Source organism: Saccharospirillum sp. HFRX-2 (genome assembly GCF_043196805.1).
Taxonomy (GTDB): Bacteria; Pseudomonadota; Gammaproteobacteria; order Pseudomonadales; family Natronospirillaceae; genus Saccharospirillum.
Map to the genome: position 1 here is coordinate 175,239 of NZ_JBEBMU010000004.1, position 17,469 is coordinate 192,707.

25 protein-coding genes are annotated in these 17,469 nt (G+C 51.9%); 5 read left to right on the plus strand and 20 right to left on the minus strand.

Annotated features, from left to right (window positions below; translation table 11 throughout):
- The first annotated feature begins 152 nt into the window (after window positions 1-152).
- Window positions 153-2,012, plus strand: a complete 1,860-nt coding sequence (locus ABMA60_RS10825; RefSeq protein WP_392802742.1) for a monovalent cation:proton antiporter-2 (CPA2) family protein — start codon at window positions 153-155, stop codon at window positions 2,010-2,012.
- 52 nt (window positions 2,013-2,064) lie between these two features.
- Here ABMA60_RS10825 and ABMA60_RS10830 read toward each other — a convergent pair whose 3' ends face one another.
- From ABMA60_RS10830 to ABMA60_RS10845, 4 genes are all read right to left on the minus strand, one after another.
- Window positions 2,065-2,481: an SRPBCC family protein gene (locus ABMA60_RS10830; protein WP_392802744.1), complete on the minus strand. Its 417-nt coding sequence runs from the start codon at window positions 2,479-2,481 to the stop codon at window positions 2,065-2,067.
- Window positions 2,482-2,616: 135 nt separating this feature from the next.
- Window positions 2,617-3,273 (minus strand): YoaK family protein, encoded by a 657-nt coding sequence (locus ABMA60_RS10835; protein WP_392802747.1) that lies wholly within the window; start codon window positions 3,271-3,273, stop codon window positions 2,617-2,619.
- Window positions 3,274-3,288: 15 nt separating this feature from the next.
- Window positions 3,289-4,317: a hypothetical protein gene (locus ABMA60_RS10840; protein WP_392802749.1), complete on the minus strand. Its 1,029-nt coding sequence runs from the start codon at window positions 4,315-4,317 to the stop codon at window positions 3,289-3,291.
- Entirely contained in the window at window positions 4,305-4,661 is a 357-nt protein-coding gene (locus ABMA60_RS10845; RefSeq protein ID WP_392802752.1) for a DUF1304 domain-containing protein, read from the minus strand. Before ABMA60_RS10845 ends, ABMA60_RS10840 begins: the two co-directional genes overlap by 13 nt.
- A 173-nt stretch (window positions 4,662-4,834) precedes the next feature.
- Between ABMA60_RS10845 and ABMA60_RS10850 the strand changes: the two genes are divergently transcribed.
- Complete coding sequence (locus ABMA60_RS10850; protein WP_392802755.1) at window positions 4,835-5,383, plus strand: hypothetical protein; 549 nt, start codon at window positions 4,835-4,837, stop codon at window positions 5,381-5,383.
- 2 nt (window positions 5,384-5,385) lie between these two features.
- Here the strand turns inward: ABMA60_RS10850 and ABMA60_RS10855 are convergent, their stop codons facing one another.
- The 5 genes from ABMA60_RS10855 to ABMA60_RS10875 all read right to left on the minus strand — a co-directional run bounded on the left by ABMA60_RS10855 (window position 5,386) and on the right by ABMA60_RS10875 (window position 8,706).
- A complete protein-coding gene (locus tag ABMA60_RS10855; RefSeq protein WP_392802757.1) occupies window positions 5,386-5,889 on the minus strand; it encodes a DUF1993 family protein in 504 nt (167 codons plus the stop codon).
- A gap of 59 nt (window positions 5,890-5,948) precedes the next feature.
- Window positions 5,949-6,341 carry a GFA family protein gene (locus tag ABMA60_RS10860; RefSeq protein ID WP_392802759.1) on the minus strand — a complete coding sequence of 131 codons (393 nt, stop codon included), beginning with the start codon at window positions 6,339-6,341 and terminating at the stop codon, window positions 5,949-5,951.
- 27 nt (window positions 6,342-6,368) lie between these two features.
- On the minus strand, window positions 6,369-7,007 hold the full coding sequence (gene tmpT / locus ABMA60_RS10865) for a thiopurine S-methyltransferase (protein ID WP_392802762.1): 639 nt from the start codon (window positions 7,005-7,007) through the stop codon (window positions 6,369-6,371).
- Between the two features lies 1 nt (window position 7,008).
- On the minus strand, window positions 7,009-7,545 hold the full coding sequence (locus ABMA60_RS10870; RefSeq protein WP_392802765.1) for an MOSC domain-containing protein: 537 nt from the start codon (window positions 7,543-7,545) through the stop codon (window positions 7,009-7,011).
- Between the two features lie 258 nt (window positions 7,546-7,803).
- The gene (locus ABMA60_RS10875; RefSeq protein ID WP_392802768.1) at window positions 7,804-8,706 is read right to left on the minus strand and encodes a LysR family transcriptional regulator; all 903 of its coding nucleotides are present in this window, start codon (window positions 8,704-8,706) and stop codon (window positions 7,804-7,806) included.
- A gap of 124 nt (window positions 8,707-8,830) precedes the next feature.
- Between ABMA60_RS10875 and ABMA60_RS10880 the strand changes: the two genes are divergently transcribed.
- Together ABMA60_RS10880 and ABMA60_RS10885 are read left to right on the plus strand one after the other, a co-directional pair.
- Complete coding sequence (locus tag ABMA60_RS10880; protein ID WP_392802771.1) at window positions 8,831-9,526, plus strand: NAD(P)-dependent oxidoreductase; 696 nt, start codon at window positions 8,831-8,833, stop codon at window positions 9,524-9,526.
- 41 nt (window positions 9,527-9,567) lie between these two features.
- Window positions 9,568-10,278: a DUF4386 domain-containing protein gene (locus ABMA60_RS10885; RefSeq protein WP_392802774.1), complete on the plus strand. Its 711-nt coding sequence runs from the start codon at window positions 9,568-9,570 to the stop codon at window positions 10,276-10,278.
- Here the strand turns inward: ABMA60_RS10885 and ABMA60_RS10890 are convergent.
- The 10 genes from ABMA60_RS10890 to ABMA60_RS10935 all read right to left on the minus strand — a co-directional run bounded on the left by ABMA60_RS10890 (window position 10,250) and on the right by ABMA60_RS10935 (window position 16,318).
- Entirely contained in the window at window positions 10,250-10,639 is a 390-nt protein-coding gene (locus ABMA60_RS10890; RefSeq protein WP_392802777.1) for a DUF2784 domain-containing protein, read from the minus strand. The genes ABMA60_RS10885 and ABMA60_RS10890 overlap by 29 nt on opposite strands.
- A 5-nt stretch (window positions 10,640-10,644) precedes the next feature.
- Entirely contained in the window at window positions 10,645-11,244 is a 600-nt protein-coding gene (locus ABMA60_RS10895) for a glutathione S-transferase family protein (protein WP_392802779.1), read from the minus strand.
- 38 nt (window positions 11,245-11,282) lie between these two features.
- Entirely contained in the window at window positions 11,283-11,732 is a 450-nt protein-coding gene (locus tag ABMA60_RS10900; RefSeq protein WP_392802782.1) for a hypothetical protein, read from the minus strand.
- Entirely contained in the window at window positions 11,729-12,364 is a 636-nt protein-coding gene (locus ABMA60_RS10905; protein ID WP_392802785.1) for a hypothetical protein, read from the minus strand. Before ABMA60_RS10905 ends, ABMA60_RS10900 begins: the two co-directional genes overlap by 4 nt.
- 51 nt (window positions 12,365-12,415) lie before the next feature.
- Window positions 12,416-12,847, minus strand: a complete 432-nt coding sequence (locus ABMA60_RS10910) for a hypothetical protein (RefSeq protein WP_392802788.1) — start codon at window positions 12,845-12,847, stop codon at window positions 12,416-12,418.
- Window positions 12,847-13,491 (minus strand): hypothetical protein, encoded by a 645-nt coding sequence (locus tag ABMA60_RS10915; protein WP_392802790.1) that lies wholly within the window; start codon window positions 13,489-13,491, stop codon window positions 12,847-12,849. Before ABMA60_RS10915 ends, ABMA60_RS10910 begins: the two co-directional genes overlap by 1 nt.
- A 211-nt stretch (window positions 13,492-13,702) precedes the next feature.
- Window positions 13,703-14,281, minus strand: a complete 579-nt coding sequence (locus ABMA60_RS10920; RefSeq protein WP_392802793.1) for a YdeI family protein — start codon at window positions 14,279-14,281, stop codon at window positions 13,703-13,705.
- A 44-nt stretch (window positions 14,282-14,325) separates the two neighbouring features.
- A complete protein-coding gene (nudK, locus tag ABMA60_RS10925) occupies window positions 14,326-14,904 on the minus strand; it encodes a GDP-mannose pyrophosphatase NudK (RefSeq protein WP_392802796.1) in 579 nt (192 codons plus the stop codon).
- A gap of 128 nt (window positions 14,905-15,032) precedes the next feature.
- On the minus strand, window positions 15,033-15,608 hold the full coding sequence (locus ABMA60_RS10930; protein ID WP_392802799.1) for a dihydrofolate reductase family protein: 576 nt from the start codon (window positions 15,606-15,608) through the stop codon (window positions 15,033-15,035).
- Window positions 15,609-15,748: 140 nt separating this feature from the next.
- On the minus strand, window positions 15,749-16,318 hold the full coding sequence (locus ABMA60_RS10935) for a cysteine hydrolase family protein (RefSeq protein ID WP_392802801.1): 570 nt from the start codon (window positions 16,316-16,318) through the stop codon (window positions 15,749-15,751).
- Between the two features lie 371 nt (window positions 16,319-16,689).
- Between ABMA60_RS10935 and ABMA60_RS10940 the strand changes: the two genes are divergently transcribed.
- Entirely contained in the window at window positions 16,690-16,848 is a 159-nt protein-coding gene (locus tag ABMA60_RS10940) for a YqaE/Pmp3 family membrane protein (protein ID WP_108165774.1), read from the plus strand.
- A gap of 104 nt (window positions 16,849-16,952) precedes the next feature.
- Here ABMA60_RS10940 and ABMA60_RS10945 read toward each other — a convergent pair whose 3' ends face one another.
- Window positions 16,953-17,336: a VOC family protein gene (locus ABMA60_RS10945; protein ID WP_392802803.1), complete on the minus strand. Its 384-nt coding sequence runs from the start codon at window positions 17,334-17,336 to the stop codon at window positions 16,953-16,955.
- Between the last annotated feature and the right edge of the window lie 133 nt (window positions 17,337-17,469).

Genomic DNA, 17,469 nt, shown 5'->3' on the forward strand with positions numbered 1-17,469 from the left:
GCCCCACTATAGCCGCTTTTTAGCGCTCTTTGGCAAGCGCCGAGAGGGCCTAACGCTGCCACGCTGGACAAGCCAACACGCTTGACCGATGGTAATGCCTGCCCTTCCCGCCACTGAGCCACTCACTAAATACCACTAAGCGAGGCCCGCCTGTGACCGACGTTTTACTGATAGCTTTTCTATTTTTGATCGCCGGTGTTTTCGCCGTGCCGATCGCCGCTCGTCTGGGTCTGGGCTCGGTGCTCGGCTATCTGCTGGCGGGCGTCTTGATCAGTCCGTTGCTGACGGTGCTGGGCGTCGATCTGGTGGCGGTACAACACTTTGCCGAGTTCGGTGTGGTGATGATGCTGTTTCTGGTCGGGCTGGAGCTTAACCCGCAACAACTCTGGGCGATGCGCCGCAAGCTGATCGGCCTGGGTGGCTCTCAGGTTGTCGTCACCACCCTCGTCGTTATGGCCATTGCCATGTTGCTGGGTCAGCCCTGGCAGATTGCCCTGGCCGTTGGGCTGGTGTTGTCGCTGTCCTCTACCGCGATAGTGCTGCAAACGCTGAATGAAAAAGGCCTGATGCAAAGCGACGGCGGCAAAGCCAGCTTTGCGGTTTTGCTGTTTCAGGATATCGCCGTCATTCCGATGCTGGCGCTGATTCCGTTATTAGCGCTTGGCGAAATTCACAGCAGCAGTGACGACCATGGCGCCAGCCTCAGCCTGGTCAATGGTCTGGTCGGTTGGCAGACAGCGCTGGTGACGACCGCTGCCGTCGCCTTTGTCTTGGTGATCGGTAATTACCTTGCCCGGCCGCTACTGAGATTTGTCGCCAGCGCGCAACTGCGTGAGCTCTTTACCGGTGCTGCCCTATTGCTGGTCATCGGCATCGCCTTATTGATGACCCTGGTCGGTTTGTCACCGGCGCTGGGCACATTTTTGGCCGGACTGGTGTTGGGTAACAGCGAATACCGACACGAGTTGGAAGCCGATATTCAACCCTTCAAAGCGCTGCTGCTGGGCCTCTTCTTTATGACCGTTGGAGCCAGCATCAACTTTAACTTGCTGTTCGATGAATTCGCTCTGCTGCTCGGCTTAACTCTGGGCTTGATTGTCATCAAGGCGCTGGTGCTGGCGGCGCTTGCCTATGCGTTCCGCATTCGCGGTTCCAACAAATACCTCACCGCCATTGCACTGGCCCAAGCCGGTGAATTCGGTTTTGTATTACTGTCGTTCAGTGTCGCCAATGCGGTCTTGCCAACCGACATCGCCGACCGCCTGATGTTGGTGGTGGGCTTGTCGATGATTCTGACGCCGCTGTTGTTTTTAGCCTTCGAACGCCTGGTGCTGCCGCGCTACAACCAACCGGAAGGCACCATGGATGAGATCACCGAACAGGGTGAAGTGCTGATTCTGGGGCACGGTCGGATGGGTGGTATCGTCAACCGGATGATGCGCGCCACCGGCTTTTCCACCACCGTCATCGACTACAGCTCAACCCAATTGGAAATGCTGCGCAGCTTTGGCCTGCGCGTCTTTTTCGGCGACGCTACCCGGCCAGATCTGCTCAAGGCCGCTGGTATCGAAAATGCAAAAGTCGTCGTGGTCGCCATCGACAACAAAGAAGAAATCACCAAGCTGGTCAGTTACATCCACAAAACCTATCCGCAGGTTCATATCACCGCGCGCGCCTTCGACCGCTTCCATGTTTATGATCTGTGGTACGCCGGTTGCCGCGACGTGATTCGTGAAACCTACGACAGCTCGGTGCGTATGGGTCGGTCAGCTATTGAAGCCATGGGCATCAGCCGCGACCGCGCGCAGTTTATTTCCGATGAGTTCGAAAAGGTGGATCGTCGCTCCATGGTGGAAGTCTCGGAACTGTGGGACCCCAGCATTCCAACCATGGAAAACCAACCCTACATCGAAAAAGTGCGCCAAATGACCCGCGACTGGGAAGAGATGCTTCAAGGCCGGCTGTATCCCACCGAGCTGGAAGAAGAAGAACAGCAGTCTGCCGAGCGCTGAGTTAAACATCGGGGTGGCACTGCCTCACCACCCCGACCGCTCCCGGCTACATTTAAGCCTGCTGTTTGGCTTCCACATGCCGGGCAAAACGATCCAGAATTGCCTGCCAACCCTGACGCTGTAATTCCGCGGTATTTTGATCTTCAGTATCGAAAGTTTCTTTAACCACAACAGCATCGGGCTGCGCTTCGAACTCCACCACCACCTGACGATCATCATCCATGCGGTAGGCCAGCACCAGGGGCGCTTCAACCTGAATAAAGGTGCCTTCGAAATCAAAGCCTGCGCTGCCATCGCGAGCTTCCATGCGGTAGTTGAATCGACCGCCAACGCGCAGATCAATGGTGCTGCGTGGGTTGCACCAATCGTCCGAGGCAGCGTTCCACTGGTTGATGTCTTCGGGTGTGGTCCAGGCCTGCCAAACGATTTCTAAAGGTGCTTTTACTTGGGTACTGATAGTGATTTTCATAAGCTCTCCCAGAGCAGAGGTCGTTGCTACCGTCACCGGATTGCAGTGACTTTCCTAATCTCCCTTATCGAATGCCATGGCGCGATTTCGACAACCACCGATATTTTAGAACACTCAACGACCGTTAGAGCATCCTCACTGCCGAACCCGAAACAGATGATAAACAATCGCCAGCAGTAAACAGGTGCTGGCCGGTAATAGCAGCGCCATAAAACTCAGGCGCGGAAATAACCAGGCGCCAGCAATACCGCCGCTGATAAAACCAAGAATGATCAGGCTAAATAATACAAACTTGCGGCGATCAAAGGCTTCGCCCCGACACCAGGAACCCAGCATAATACCCAGATCGGTAAATAAACCGGTGACGTGAGTGGTGCGTACCACAGCGCCGCTGTAGGTGGTCGCCAAGGCGTTTTGCAAACCACAGGCGGCCGACGCCAAGTATTGACCCAGGTGAGAACCCTGAGCGAAAAATGCTGTGGCGGCGAATAACAACAGCGCCTCGATCACCAGCAGGATTTCGTACTGGTAACCCAATTTCAGCGCACCACCGCCAGCCAGAAATCCCGACAGCAAGGCGCCACAAAAAAAGCTGAGCAATATCAGCAGCAGATGCAGACTCTGACTCCAGGGCAGTCGCCCCAAACCTGCCCCAAAGGAAGTGGCGGTGCCCGATAAATGTGACAACGCCTGGTGATCCAATCCCAAAACCGCAATCGCATTGACGCAGCCGGCCACCAGCGCCAAGGCAAAAGCGCCGTATTCAACCCAGGGTGGTAACCGTGAAATCATAGCGTGTGCTCAGCGTTATTCTGATTGGCTTTGTGTCCATTGCAGGAAATCGTCAAACACCGACGGCCAATGATCAATAGCACCTTCGTCGCCCTCTTCCACATAGCTGTGGTTACAGCCCAGACAGACGTGAAAATCGAGATTGGTTTTGCCCGCTGATAAAAACTGTACCGGCAATAAATAAGCGGTTTCGATCGGCGTGCTGTCGTCGTTACTGGCAAACTGAGCATAGATGGGAATTTCGAGCGCCAGTAAATCCTCCAGCGGCGCGTGGCGATAGGACGCCCAGCGACGATTGCTAAAGCCCCAGTCATCAACCTCGGTCGACTGCGGATCGGCCAAGACCGCCTGATACCATTGCAGCAACGCCTCAATATTCTGCTGCGCCTGAGCATCGCTTTGCTGTCCCTGACGCACCGCCAGCCGCTCGAACAAGGCAAACTCATAAAAGTTGTTCAGGACGTTACCGGACCAGAAACCCAGATGGGTAATGGCCGGCTGCTCACGCGCCAAAGCCGCCGCAAGCTGCGCCCCTTCCGAATGCCCGTAGACGATGATATTGCCACCCTCGGCCAGATGGTGTTGCCGAATATCATCGATCACTGCACTGAGATCTCTGACCCGTCGCTCGCGGTAATTGGCATCGTGATAAGCCTGGGGTACATCGAAGTGTTGCCACTCACGGATACCACTCAGCGCGGGTTTTGCCACCACCGCATAGGCCATCTCCGGCGACAGTCGTTGATCATCATTATTGAAAGCTTTGAAAAAGTGCGGCCCGTCTTCTTTGAATTGGTAAAAAAATAACGGGAACGGATCGGTGCCCTGAATAAACAACACCAGATGTTGTGGCAGATGCTGCTGTTGGTGCAGGTAATAGTGGATATCATCGCCGTCAATCTGCAGCTGATGGTCGCTGTAACCGAACTGCACCAACGCCTGATTTAACAGTGCAGCGTCATCGACATCGGCCCAGGCCAGGCTGACAGTTGCCAGCCAGCACAAGACTGAAACAGCCTTAACGCGCGACCTTAGCTCAGCCATAAAACCAGCAAGGCGACGGCCGCCGGCAACGCCTGTACAAAAAGGATCTTGCGACTGACGGTCACGGCACCGAACACACCGGCAACAACGACGCAACCGAGGAAGAAGGTTTTAATGGCCAGGCCAGCCTCACCCAATAACAAGCCCCAGACTAAACCGGCGACCAAAAAACCATTGTACAAACCCTGATTGGCCGCCATCGACTTGGTCGTCGCTGCGTGTTCGGGCGTTAAATTAAAGGCTTTCATGCCGGCCGGTTTGTCCCACAGGAACATTTCCAATACCAAAAAATAAGCGTGCAGAGCCGCTACCAACAAGACCAGTACATTCGCAATCCACATCATGATCAACACTCCTGTCATGGCGGCCCAATATAGCCCGCCTAAAATATTTATAGATTCTTTCCGGGAACTCAACAAGCGTCACAGCTTTGGTGTCCTGGCCTCAAAACCAGACCTGACAGCGTTGCCACAAGTGTTTATATTGACCCGCTTTTGCTGTTTAAGGAATGGATACCATGCCCGCTCACCTGGAACTTATGTCGACTTACCTGCCAATTGCCATCCTTGCGGTGCTTGGGTTGTATTATGTGCTCAGAAACCGGTCACCGGCGCTGGCGATACTGGTAATGGTCGTCGCTATTAGCGTGGTAGCGGTCTATATCATCATCAGCTCAGGGCAGTTCCACCAACTGCTGAATCCCGATTCAATTTTGCCGTTCAGCACCCGCTTGATCACAGCTGGTCTGTCGATCTTCGCCCTGGTCGGCCTAGCCTACCTAGTAAAGTATTTTTACGGTTCACTGCAGACAGAACGAACGCTGAAAAATGCAGACAGCGAAACAGTCGGAACCCTTGTCGCGATGAATTATTCCCGTATCAGCGTCAACCGGATGCGATTAATAGATGCACAAATTGAGTACCTGGGACGCACCCAATGGTTTCGCGGTCTGCCGGCATCCTTTGGACTCAACGCTATGGTTGGTGACCGCGTTGTGGTCCGTTACCACAGCCAGCAACCCGACAAAGCGGCTGTAGAGCTGAGCCGGCCAATCATGCGTGGTTAACGTTAGTCGTCCGTTTGCGGCTGAAAAAAACTAAATCCATCCGGGTAGATGTGGTAGCCGTCAAAATCAGCCTTACTCAACACCACACCCTGTTGACGAGCAATGGCATAGACCATGCTGAAATGGAAAAAGAAATTTGGCAGCCCATAGTGGTGAATAAAATGCGGTTCGGTTAATTCCAGATCGGCAAACCCCGCCCGCTCATTAATGAGTCGGGCCTCGTTCAACTCGGTTACTGCTGGCTGGCGCTGCAAATAATCACGTCGTTGCGTGACTTCCAGTAATAAAGCCAGCTTACTGAGGTTTACCTGATCAAAGTCTGGGACGGGCTGCTGTATCAGCGGACAATAAAGACGCAGACTGTAATTCGATGCAATTCTCGCCTGCTCCGCCAATGAAAACATGTCAGGCGCCAACGATGCCTGGTAACACTCCGCCGGAATTCTCTCTAACAATTGGATCAGTTGCTGGAGGTAATGCAGCAATAATTTTTGCAGTTCAAGCATCGTTATTTACCTCACAGCCAACGCAGCTTTGACTCAATTTATATCGATGGAGTAGCCGCTTAATACCAATAGTCACCTACACACTGACCGTCCAGCGGCAGCGGTTCGAACCGGTCCAGACCATCAAAATGTTTAATCGGAATATCGGCCACTGCCTCGGGTTCAGCCAAGCGTAAATTCACTGCGACACGCCGGCGGCCATCGGGCCACGTTTCAATCCCACGCCAATAGGCTATACAGCCACATTGCTTGCAAAAATGAAAACCGATTTCACGATCACCATGACTATAAACCGAAGTAGGCCCACTCAACCGAATGGCTTCGTTTTCGAAGTCGTAAGCCCAAAGAGTGCCGTAGCGACGACAGAGCTTACAGTTGCAGGCGGTTGCCGTTTCAGGTTGCTTGTTGAACTCCCAACGGACGGCCCCGCAGTGGCATGAACCGGTAATCATAGTAGGCCCTCTTTGCTTGATTGATGATCAGCTTGACTGCAATAACCATACGACTTCCTCGGCCGCAACCTGCCCTCTTAAACCACCAGGTACATCAAAGCGTGCCAGTGACGTCAGTTGATAGGCGTCGCCGTACAGGTGCGCTACCTCTTCGTCGCGCACTGAAAACGGTGGCCCCGGAACCTGCGATTGGTCATAGACATAACTGATTAATAACTGTGCTGCATTTGCAGCCAGCATTTTTAGCTGTCGGGCGTAAACGGTGCGCAGATGTTCCGGCATCGCCACCAGGGCGGCACGATCATAGACCGCATCGACTTTGCCTAATAATGAAGGCGTCAATTCCAAAACATCTCCCACCCAGATATCCAGATTCGGCGCCTGATAATGCTTCATGGGGCCATATTCGATGATTGTCGGCGGCACGCCTAGCTGTGCGAATAATTGCTCCACCGCCGTTTCCACCAACTCGGCCCCAACGACGTCATAGCCTTGAGTCAGCAGCCAGCCGATGTCACGTGTTTTACCGCACAAGGGCACAAAAACGCGCGCCCCGGGAGATACTTTCAGATGGTTGAAATAGCGCACCAGCAGCGGATTCACCTCATCCAGATGAAAAGCGATGCGGTTGCTTTGCCAGCGCTCATGCCAAAAAGATGTGTCCATTTTAAACGGGCTCCAGTGCTTGATGAGGTAAGTCCGGTAGCTGCACCGTTATGGCATCGCCGGTACGCACCACACCTCCGGTTTCCACCACTGCCATAACTCCTGCCCTACGAATTAATTGACCGTCGGCGTCGCGATCCAAGACCGCGGCGGTGAGACCTTTTTGATAGTGATCCAACTGCGCGCAGGGATTACGTAGACCAGTGATACGAACCGTCACATCGTCACCCAATTTCAATTGGGTATGAGTGGGCAAAGCCAGCAAATCGATGTCGGCAGTCAGTACATTTTCACCCAGTGTAGCTGGGTGCACGTCAAACCCCTTGGCCTGCAATTCATGAATTAATTCGGTCGCAATCAAATGTACCTGACGCAAGTTGGGCTGATCCGGGTTAGCCTTAACGCGCGACCGATGTTGCACCTTGTCGCCACTATGGGCATCGCCGACGATGCCTTCGCCGGCAATAAAGGTCAGTTCATCGACCCGCTGTTTGGAAAAACGATGCTGATCATCTTTGCTTAAAGACACCACTCGCATCACTGACTCCTGTGTTCATTCACATTCAATCGAACCTTACTAATGCACATCACCGGCCTTAAGCAAAACGAAGAAAATAGCACCTTGGTCAGTTGCCGACGGAGGCGCGATACAGACCGTTATGAACGACCAATGCTGGCCGCTGCGCAGATTTAAAAGACAGTCTGTATACCGCTGGTCCGGCGGCAACGCAAGGTGTCGATCGTCAGGGTCGGGATTGCGAAGTGATGGATAGAACGGGCCAGTGCAACCTGATATTTAAGCTTCGGGAGGGTGCGAAAACCATTGCGCCAGTGCGTCAAACACCACCCGAACTCGCGGGCTGGTGCGCAACTCGCGATGGCTGACCAGCCACAGAGGCAATTGCAAGGGTGCACCCAAATGTTCAAAGGCACGCTGCAATAATGGTTGCGCATCGCCGACGCGCTGCGGGAAAAAAGCCAGCCCCAAATGCCGTTTAACCAACTCCAACTGCAACAATTGCGACAGCGTAGTGAGATGAATATTGTCCGGTCCGATCGCCCAACCCTGGGGCGCCAGATAGTCGACCAATTGGTGATCGGATTCGAAGCCAATCAGTTGCACGTCAGTCACGTCCTGCCGTCGCTGCGGATGGCCCAGACTGGCCAAGTAATCTGGCGTGCCATACATCCACACTGGTTCTTCATAGAGTTTGCGCGCAATCAAATCGGGCTCACTGGGCCGGAAGGAGCGCAAGGCAATATCGGCTTCGCGGCGTTTTAAATCGGCCACGCTATGAGACACCTGAATGTCCAGTTGGATGCCGGGCCAGTGCTGGCGAAGCTGTTCGATCACTGGCGGCAATAGAAACACCGCCTCGATTTCACTGACGGCTAACACCACCCGGCCTTCCAGTTGGGTGTTCTGGCCCGAGGCCGAGAGGGAGAATCGGCTGGCGGCGTCCGCCATCGATTGAACGTGTTGTTTCAGTTGCTGGCCGGCATCAGTTAACGCCAAGCCCTGCCCCAGGCGCTCGAACAAGGTTACGCCGAGCTCTTGCTCCAAGGCTGCAACCTGGCGCCCCAAGGTCGGTTGCGCCACGCCCAACGCCCGTGCACCAGCGGAAAACGACCCTTCTTCGGCAGTAACCAAGAAAGCACGCGCGCGATTCCAGTCAAAATTGATGCCGGACCAATCCATCTTCCCTCTCCCGGTCACGACCCTTGCTATGCATTTTCGTATAGCCTCCAGGCCTTTTCGGCAATGTAACGCGCGCAAACGCCCACGTAAACTGGACCCAACCATTCAGAACAGGAAGTCAGCCATGAAAGCCAAAAAAATATGCATCGTCGGAGCATCGGGAAAATTAGGTCAGTACATGATTGAGCATGCTCTGGCCGCCGGTTATCAGGTCTCGGCGGTGTGCCGCGAACAAAGCCTGCCCAAACTGGCGCGCTATGTCGGTCGCATCGAGCTGCATGGGGCGCCCACCGACGATGCGGACACTCTGCGTCGTGCCAGCGCCGGTTGCGACGCCGTACTGACGGTCTTAGTGCCCTGGGGGATGAACCACTACGCCTCAGGCACGGCCCGGGCGGTGCTGGACAATGCACCGGCTGACGCCCGGCTGATTTTCTCCTGCGGCTGGCACATCAGTCTGGACGGCAAAGATCGTTATAGCTGGAAGTTAAAAGCCCTGGTGGCCACTGCCGGTCGTCTTGCGCGCTGGCTGAGAGTCGTCGATCTGGACGACCAGGTGCGAGCGACCGAGGTGATCTTCAACAGCTCAAGCCGTTGGACGGTGGTTCGCGGCAGCGATCTGGAAGAAGGCCCCAGCGAAGGCTTGCCGATCTGGTCACAACATGTGGGTGATGCAGCCCTGGCCAGCAATCGCACCCGGCGCACTGACTTTGCGCTCTTTATGGTGCACGCCATCAGCGATGACGAACTGATTCAACAGGCACCAGCCATTTGCAGTTGCCAAAGCGAATCGGCCCTGGCCTATGCGCCATCGCACTGACAACCACAATTTCATTCACATTGAACAAGGGGAACCCAACCATGACACCATCAGAACAAGGCCTTGCCCGAATTGCCGCGGCACTCTATCTGCTGCTGATTCCGCTGGGAGTATTTGGCATTCTCTACGTGCCGGAATTTATCTGGGTGGAAGGTGATCAAGCCGCGACGCTGGCCAATATTGAAGCCCACACAAACGCCATCCGCTGGAGCATTTTAACAGCCTTTGGCATTCAGATTACGCAGTTGTTTCTGGTCGTCGCGCTGTACTATTTACTGCGCCAATTTGGCAACACTATGGCGGCATTTATGGTGCTGTTCACGCTGGCAACCATGCCCATTGCGATGCTCAACGAACTGTGCCGGGTAGCTGGTTTAATGCTGTTGAATTCCGAAAGCCTGAGCACGGTGTTTAACCGCGACCAACTCGACGCCGCCACCCTGTTCGCGTTTCAACTGCACGCCGACGGCATCATGATCGCTCATATATTCTGGGGATTGTGGTTGATACCGATGGGTTGGTTGGTGGCTAAAGCCCGTTTTTTGCCGTCGATTGTCGGTTGGTTATTAATCATCGGCGGTATTGGCTATTGCCTCGATACCCTCACCTGGTTCGCGCTGGGCACGGATCGATTGTTCATCGCTCAATACACCTTTATCGGCGAAGTCCTGTTGCCATTGGCGTTGCTGTACCGGGCTTTCAGGCCGGGCAAAACGGACAATTTCAACGCGGTCGAACCAGCCACCAACTGAACGCTACCAGCGCACCAAACAAGCTATAGACCACGATAAACACCCAGTCCGGTGCGCTGTAATACAACAGACTTTGCAGCCAGTGCTGAATAAAGGAACCGCTGTAGGTGTCCAATCCAGCACTGGCGCGCAACTTCATTTCCGCTATCGTCAACGGGCAGATCACGCCCAGCCAGGATTGCACCACCACATAACCAATCGCCGCCAAATGCAACAGCCGAAACACCCGGTTGCGCACCCAGTGCCACTCAAAAAAATAACCGACATAGACCAGCGCCAGACCAAAAACAACGAATGCTACGAATGATACATGCACCAACAAAACGGCATTCGCCAACCAAACCAATAGCGTATTCATCATGGGCTTCAAGCACTCATGGCACGATAGCCGGGCAAGGCTTCCACACGCCCCAGCCAGGCTTGAATTGCCGGGTAAACGGCCAAATCAAAACCACCTTCGTGCGCCACATGGGTATAGGCATAAAGGCTGATGTCTGCAGTCGTCAGTTGATCGCAGGTTAAAAACAGCGTTTGCTGCAACTGGGTTTCCATGACTCGCAAGGCTTTGTGTCCACCAGCCTGTTTGGCTTCGTAGTCGGCGCGACGATCGTCCGGCAAGCCCAGATACTTGGCAATAAAACGGGCGACGGCGATGTTGGGTTCGTGGCTGTACTGCTCAAAGAACTGCCACTGCTGTACCTTGGCCAGTGCAAAAGCATCAACTGGCAACAAGTCGGAACCGGTGGCCAGGTAATTGATAATGGCATTCGATTCCCAAAGGCAACGGCCGTCGTCGAGTTCCAATAAAGGTATCTTGCCGTTGGGGTTCATAGCCAGAAACGCAGTTGCCGCTGTTTCATGGTTAAGTATGTTGATATCTACCCACTCAAACGACTGACTCAACAAGCTGCATAACAGCTCAACTTTATAACAATTGCCCGACTGATGATCGCCATAGATTTTCATGAATTTGCCATCTCAAAATTGCCGACCTAAGGATACCGCTAGTCTGTTGTGATTCCGGATATCTGTTGCGCTGTGCGCATGGCGCAGATTCCTTTTTGTCTACCTTCCTCTGCTGTGCATTGCTGCAACAAAGGGTATGCCTCGGCAAAAGGAAAATCCTCTTCCTGCGCATCATACTCGCTCTTTAAATAACAGATCTCCATCCGATAGGGCACATAGACATCGAGCTCGATCGGCGGTTCAAAGCCATAGATTTCATCAACTACCGCCAACATAACTTCGGTCGCCCATGGCTTTTCTTGTTCAAAACTGAGTGCGGCTTGCCGAAGTGTCGCAGCGGGCATACCTTGCTGGTACATTTGCATGGCTTCGCGAACAATGGCCGGCGTATGCTGAATGCCTTCAGGGAACGGACAGTCGGCATAAACAGCGGACGCCATGACCACTGAGAAACCGGACCAAATAGGTCGCACACTGATTCGACTCATGGATTTATCTTACGCAGTTCAGGAAAGCGATAAAGAAAACGAAGCACGCCCTGTGCATCTGGAAGGGAATCTGAAAACGAAGAGGTTTGCTCAATGAAACGCTTTTTAATATCCACCCGATAGCCTTCTTCGATCGCGGCAATATGAACCTCAAAATGCGATGGTGATTCAGCGTCCTGATAGCTCAGTACGACAGTTGACTCCCTGGCCAGACGCTGCTGCAGGGCCGCCAACTGATCATCGAACAAACCATGATTCCAGGCCGGATGATAAAAATCACCATAGCGATATAAAACGTAGAAGGCGGGAACGTTCAGCAACCCATAGAAAAGGGTGACCATGACGCTAATCCAGAAAGACATCACACCGGAATACAAGACACCCACTAACCCCAACATCAGCGGCAGCTGGACGACCAGCGCCAACCAAAATAAAAACCGCCAGAGCTCATAGCCAATGATGGGTTTATTATAGACATAACCAAAGAGCGCAAAGAGTATCCAGATATTTCCGCCGATCCCTGCCGAGCTGATCGACACTGAATAATCCTGCCCCAGTGCCAAGCGGATGCTCATTACAGTTAATGCAATAACCACCACGGCATAGAGCCACCACAGAATGGGTTTTAACATCTCGTTCTACCGCTGCACTTCAGGAATAGATGACATCTCGGTCTATACACTCTAACGCTTAATTGGCTCATTTCTCAGAACCAAAATGAAACCAACCAAAGACCGATAACAGTACCAGATAAAGGCACCTAACAAGATTGCGGCTGCCGACAGAAACACAAAGTCTTCTATATCGCCAGTATCTACACCTAACCCCTTCTCGAGCCAATAGGTCAGGGTAAATGCCAGCAAGAAATACGCAATGCTTGCCAACATCCAAATGGCGGTAAAGAGAAACACGCGCAACTGCTTATTAATATGACTCTTCGCTAGCTCGCTACTGACTCCTTTGCGCGAAGCCAAAGCAATAACCAAACCGATAATCGGACCAGCAATGGCAGTTATGGCAACCATGACGCAACAGAGATACATAATGATCAGGCGCGTCTTCTCATGCGAGTCGACTGGACTGAGTGGCAAAGGGTTTTTACCAAAATCAAACATCAGGACCCCTCTACTAATGAAAAGTCAGCGGCACGCACTAAGGTATTATGTCTTAAAAATCTGGCCAGTTGAGGAATATCAGCAACCTCATTGCTAAAGGCTTCCGTTTTCCCCGCAGCCTCTTTTTCAATACGCACCAGAAGGCCACCATCTGACTTGGAAATGCGCACTGTAGTTTTCACCTTACCTTCAGGCTGGTCGGACAGGATCAGGGTTTCAATTTCATCTGTTGAGCTCAGGCTTTGCTGCAGCACCGCCACAAAATTTTCCTGGCTTTCCACACCCCAGAGCGGGTTATTGATTGATCCATACCGATACAAGGCATAAAGCAATGGCACTATCAGAATCACATTAATCAGCAGATCGACTGAGCGCATCGCCACTTCATTCGGATAAATAGCCAGCAATAATACACTCGGCACAACGGAGATCGCCCGGAACCAAAACAGCAATATCCATAAGCTTCTCTTAAAGATCGGCTTGTTATAGACATATCCATACACGCCGACCAAACACAGCAGGTTTATAGCAACATTAAAAATATTACCTAAAGCAAACTGGCCTAAACCTAATGCCTGAAAGAGACCGAAGGTTACGAAGACGATTATCATTGTTGAATAAAGCCACCACAAAACATATTTCACAACGATACGTCCTCATCCAATATAGACGAGCGCTCTTTCAGAGTAGTCCGCAAATGATCGACCTGCGCTTCCAGACGAACGACTTTCGAGAAGGCAATTAACCCAAAAATGAACCCCAGCATGCCAATGGGCATGAGGGTCAATGCAACTATATCCATTTCAACCTCCCGGTTTTCAGGTGTTAACAGGCGACTTTGCTGCGCCTATCAACTCAATCAGTTAATCCCAACCCATCCAGTATCCGTTCCAGATATTTTTCCACCCGAGCAGCCCGGGTTTTTGATTGTTTGGCATTGGAAAAATACAACAAATAGGCGCGCTGACGACCAGGCGTCAACGACTCAAACGCTGACTTCAATGTGGGCAGTTCCTCCAGACGTTGCTGAAATTCGGGTGGCACAGAAAACGCCTCGGTTTTCTTGAATTCAACCTTCAACCCCGCCTTTTCAACTCGAATCGCATCATCGATGCAAGCGCGAATAGCAGCGGCATCCTGGTGAATGTTTTCGACATCGCTAAAACAACACCGCTTTGCAGACTGAGTGTGTTCGCCCGGCCATTGCAATATGCCAGCAGGATCTTCAATCAAGGCGCCCTTAGTGAACAGTAAGGCACAGAAGTGTTTAAAACCCTGAATGATCAGGACATTGTTGTCATTTAAGGTGTAACAGGGTTTGCCCCATTTATAGGCTTCGGTTAGACCTGATTGCAGAACAATATGGCGCATCGCCCGGTATTCATCGGACCAACGCTTGGCATTATCGATAAAGGCATCAACTTGGGCGTTCATAAGCAAACAATGATATAAAGTATCCCGTCAATATCCGGACTATGTCACAGCATTCCCTTTAACTGAAGGTATTGCAGCAACATGATGGTCTTGCCATCGCGTATGTCGCCACTATCGATCATGGCAAGGGCACTGCTAATGGGGATTTCCAGGACCTCTATGTTTTCTTGCTCATGCGCCAGACCCCCACCTTCCGACACTTTCATCGATTCACTGTATCGGGCGATGAAAAAATAGACCAGTTCGGTAACCGAACCCGGTGACATATAGGCTTCAAAGACTTTCTGTACCTGTTCTATTCGGTAACCCGTCTCTTCTTCTGCCTCCCGGCGAATACAATCTTCGGCATTATCCTGGTCCAGCAGCCCGGCACAGCTCTCTATCAGCATACCGTCGTCATTACCGTTGATATAAGTTGGCAGGCGAAACTGGCGAGTCAATATGACCGTTTTCTTAACGGGGTTATACAACAATATGGTCGCACCGTTGCCACGATCATAGGCTTCACGTTCCTGGGTCTGCCACTGACCATCGGGACCTTGATAGTCGAATCGATATTTGTGCAATCGGTACCAGTTATCGGATAACAAAGTACTTTCGATATTACGAATTTTGTCATTCACAGCCGTTACCTCATTGTTTGGTACCGAAACAGAACCAGGAATCGAAACACAATACTGCCGCTTATTACTTAACTTCAATCAATACCTGTCGGCTGCTAACAACGGTGGCTTTTGTGGCAGGAGGTAAGCTATTGCTTCGGTGTTATAACTGCGTATCGCATTTCCACCATGCCGCTTTTGTAGGCATTTACCTCCAGCAGATGCAGTGGAACGTCGCGGTTAAGACCGTCAAAAAATGCAATGCCTTCACCAATGACCACAGGCAATATTGAGCATGAAATTTCATCGGCTAAACCAAGTCGCAGACACTCTCCGGCAACGGAACCGCCGCCAGCGACCCAGATGGAACGAAACCTTGAGTTGAGCTGCTGGTTTATCAATTCGCTCAGATCACCGCAATAGAATTCCACCGTGTCACGGCTTTTCGGCAAGCTCCGATGCGTGAGTACGACAGTCGGTTTGTCGCCATAAGCCCAGCCAAAGCCTTTTGCTTCGAAGTCGAGCGCCGTTTCATATGTCCGGGAGCCCATGACGTAACAATCAATACCATCGAGAAAGGTTTCGACCGCTGCTGAACTCAGCTCCTTACCCGCGCGAAATTCATCCGTCGTTTCCATCCAATCGACGCGACCATCCTTGCGGGCAATAAAGCCATCCAGGCTGGTTGCCATATGAATGGTCACATGACCGTTTGACCTCACCATTGCCAAACCCTCGATTTATTAATGCCGGTTTTAAACCTTGGCCATATCAGACCTCCCAAATGAATGAGTGACAGCTTAGATGCCGTCAGCGCTTAGTCGAGCGGGAAGGTCTGATTTCGACGGCTGTTGGAAAATATTGGCTAGTGTTTTCGCACCAGACTGAGCACTGCTTCTGTATCCAGCACTCTGGCGTACTCACCGTCTAAGTTAGCCAATGACATATTATGAACCGTCTCGGCTGAGTGCTCTCGACCGCCGAAATCGGTCTTATTGAAGGTATAGGTGGCATCCGATACCACTACAGTCTGATACCCCAGGTTTCCCGCCATGCGAGCAGTCGCCTCTACCGAGTTATTGGTAATCACACCGACCATCACGATCTCGGTTATTCCCCGACTAACTAACCAGTTATCCAGGTCGGTGCCGATAAAAGCGCTGTTGGTCTTTTTCTCAACGACGTCTTCAGACTCAAGCGGCGCCGCAAATGTCTTGAAATCATTACCCGGCGTGCCAGGCCGATACTTGGAGTTCGGATCTGTCGACATATGCTTAATGTGTAATAGCGGTAAATTCTGTTCGCGCCACAGGTGCAGTAACCTGGAAATCTGCGTTTCTGCCTGAGGGTTATTGCGACTGCCCCAACTGGGATCATCGATGGCGTATTGCAGGTCAATCAACATCAATATTGGATTGGGTGAAGCCAGTGTCATAACCATCCCCAGAGCAGGTTGTCTATTTCATCCGCCGACCCGACAAAGCATTATTTCTGCGCGTTACTACACCATTGGACAGCGAAACGTCGCATTCAATACAGCCGTCGCGTGCCGACACTTTAGTTTTATCTGCTTGCCCGATTAAACCGGAACTGAAAATTCCATGTCCAAAAAATTTACTGGGTAGCCAAACCTATATTTCAACGGGCTCATTACCACTTAATACTCCAGTTGTGACCGCCGTTATATTCTCGGCAAACAAAAAGGAATACTCGATAAAACCTGTGTTATTTAGTCATTTCCAGGTGTTAATCTAATGATCGTAGCAACGAATCAATCCGAAAACGACGCAAAAAAGGAGAACGATCATGGATATCATTCGACTGATTCTCTCAATTCTTCTACCGCCTGTCGGCGTATTCTTGCAGGTCGGTATTGGCCCTCAGTTCTGGATTAACATTCTACTCACCATTCTGGGTTATTTCCCTGGCGTTATTCACGCCGTGTGGATTATTGCCAGCCGGTAAGCGACATTGCCGTACCTGTTTACGAGCTGCTCTGGCCTCTAGCGCAGCTCGTAACTTGAGGTTTATCCAGTTAATTTATCTGATGTAACTACAACCTCAATACTCTACGGAAAAACCACGAACGCCAATTTATTACCATCCAGATCACGCACATAAGCTGCGTAAAAACCCTCGCCGTATTGCGGCCGATATCCAGGCTCGCCCTCGCAGCGACCGCCCTGTTTCATCGCCGCATTATAGGCTTGGTCGACAACGCTGACATCGCGACATAAAAAAGCGGTCATGGTGCCGTTGCCGACGCTGGCTTGCTCACCATCAAAGGGATAGCCGACAAAGAAACGGGGATAGTCTTTATCTGCCAGCCTGCCATAAGACACCGACAATTCATCGTGCCAGCATAGCTCCAGGTCCATGGCTGCGAATACTGGATCGTAAAAGGTTCGGGCTTTCGTCAGGTCTTTAGTGCCAACCATGGTGTAAGCAAGCATTGAGGCATTTCCTTCTGGCTGTGTTGCAAAACGGTTGTTTGGATTACTGAATAAACGTGGACTCATCAGCCTGTTATGGCCACGGCGAATCCTTGACCTTTACGCCAGAGTATCCTGAAAAATGACGTTATGC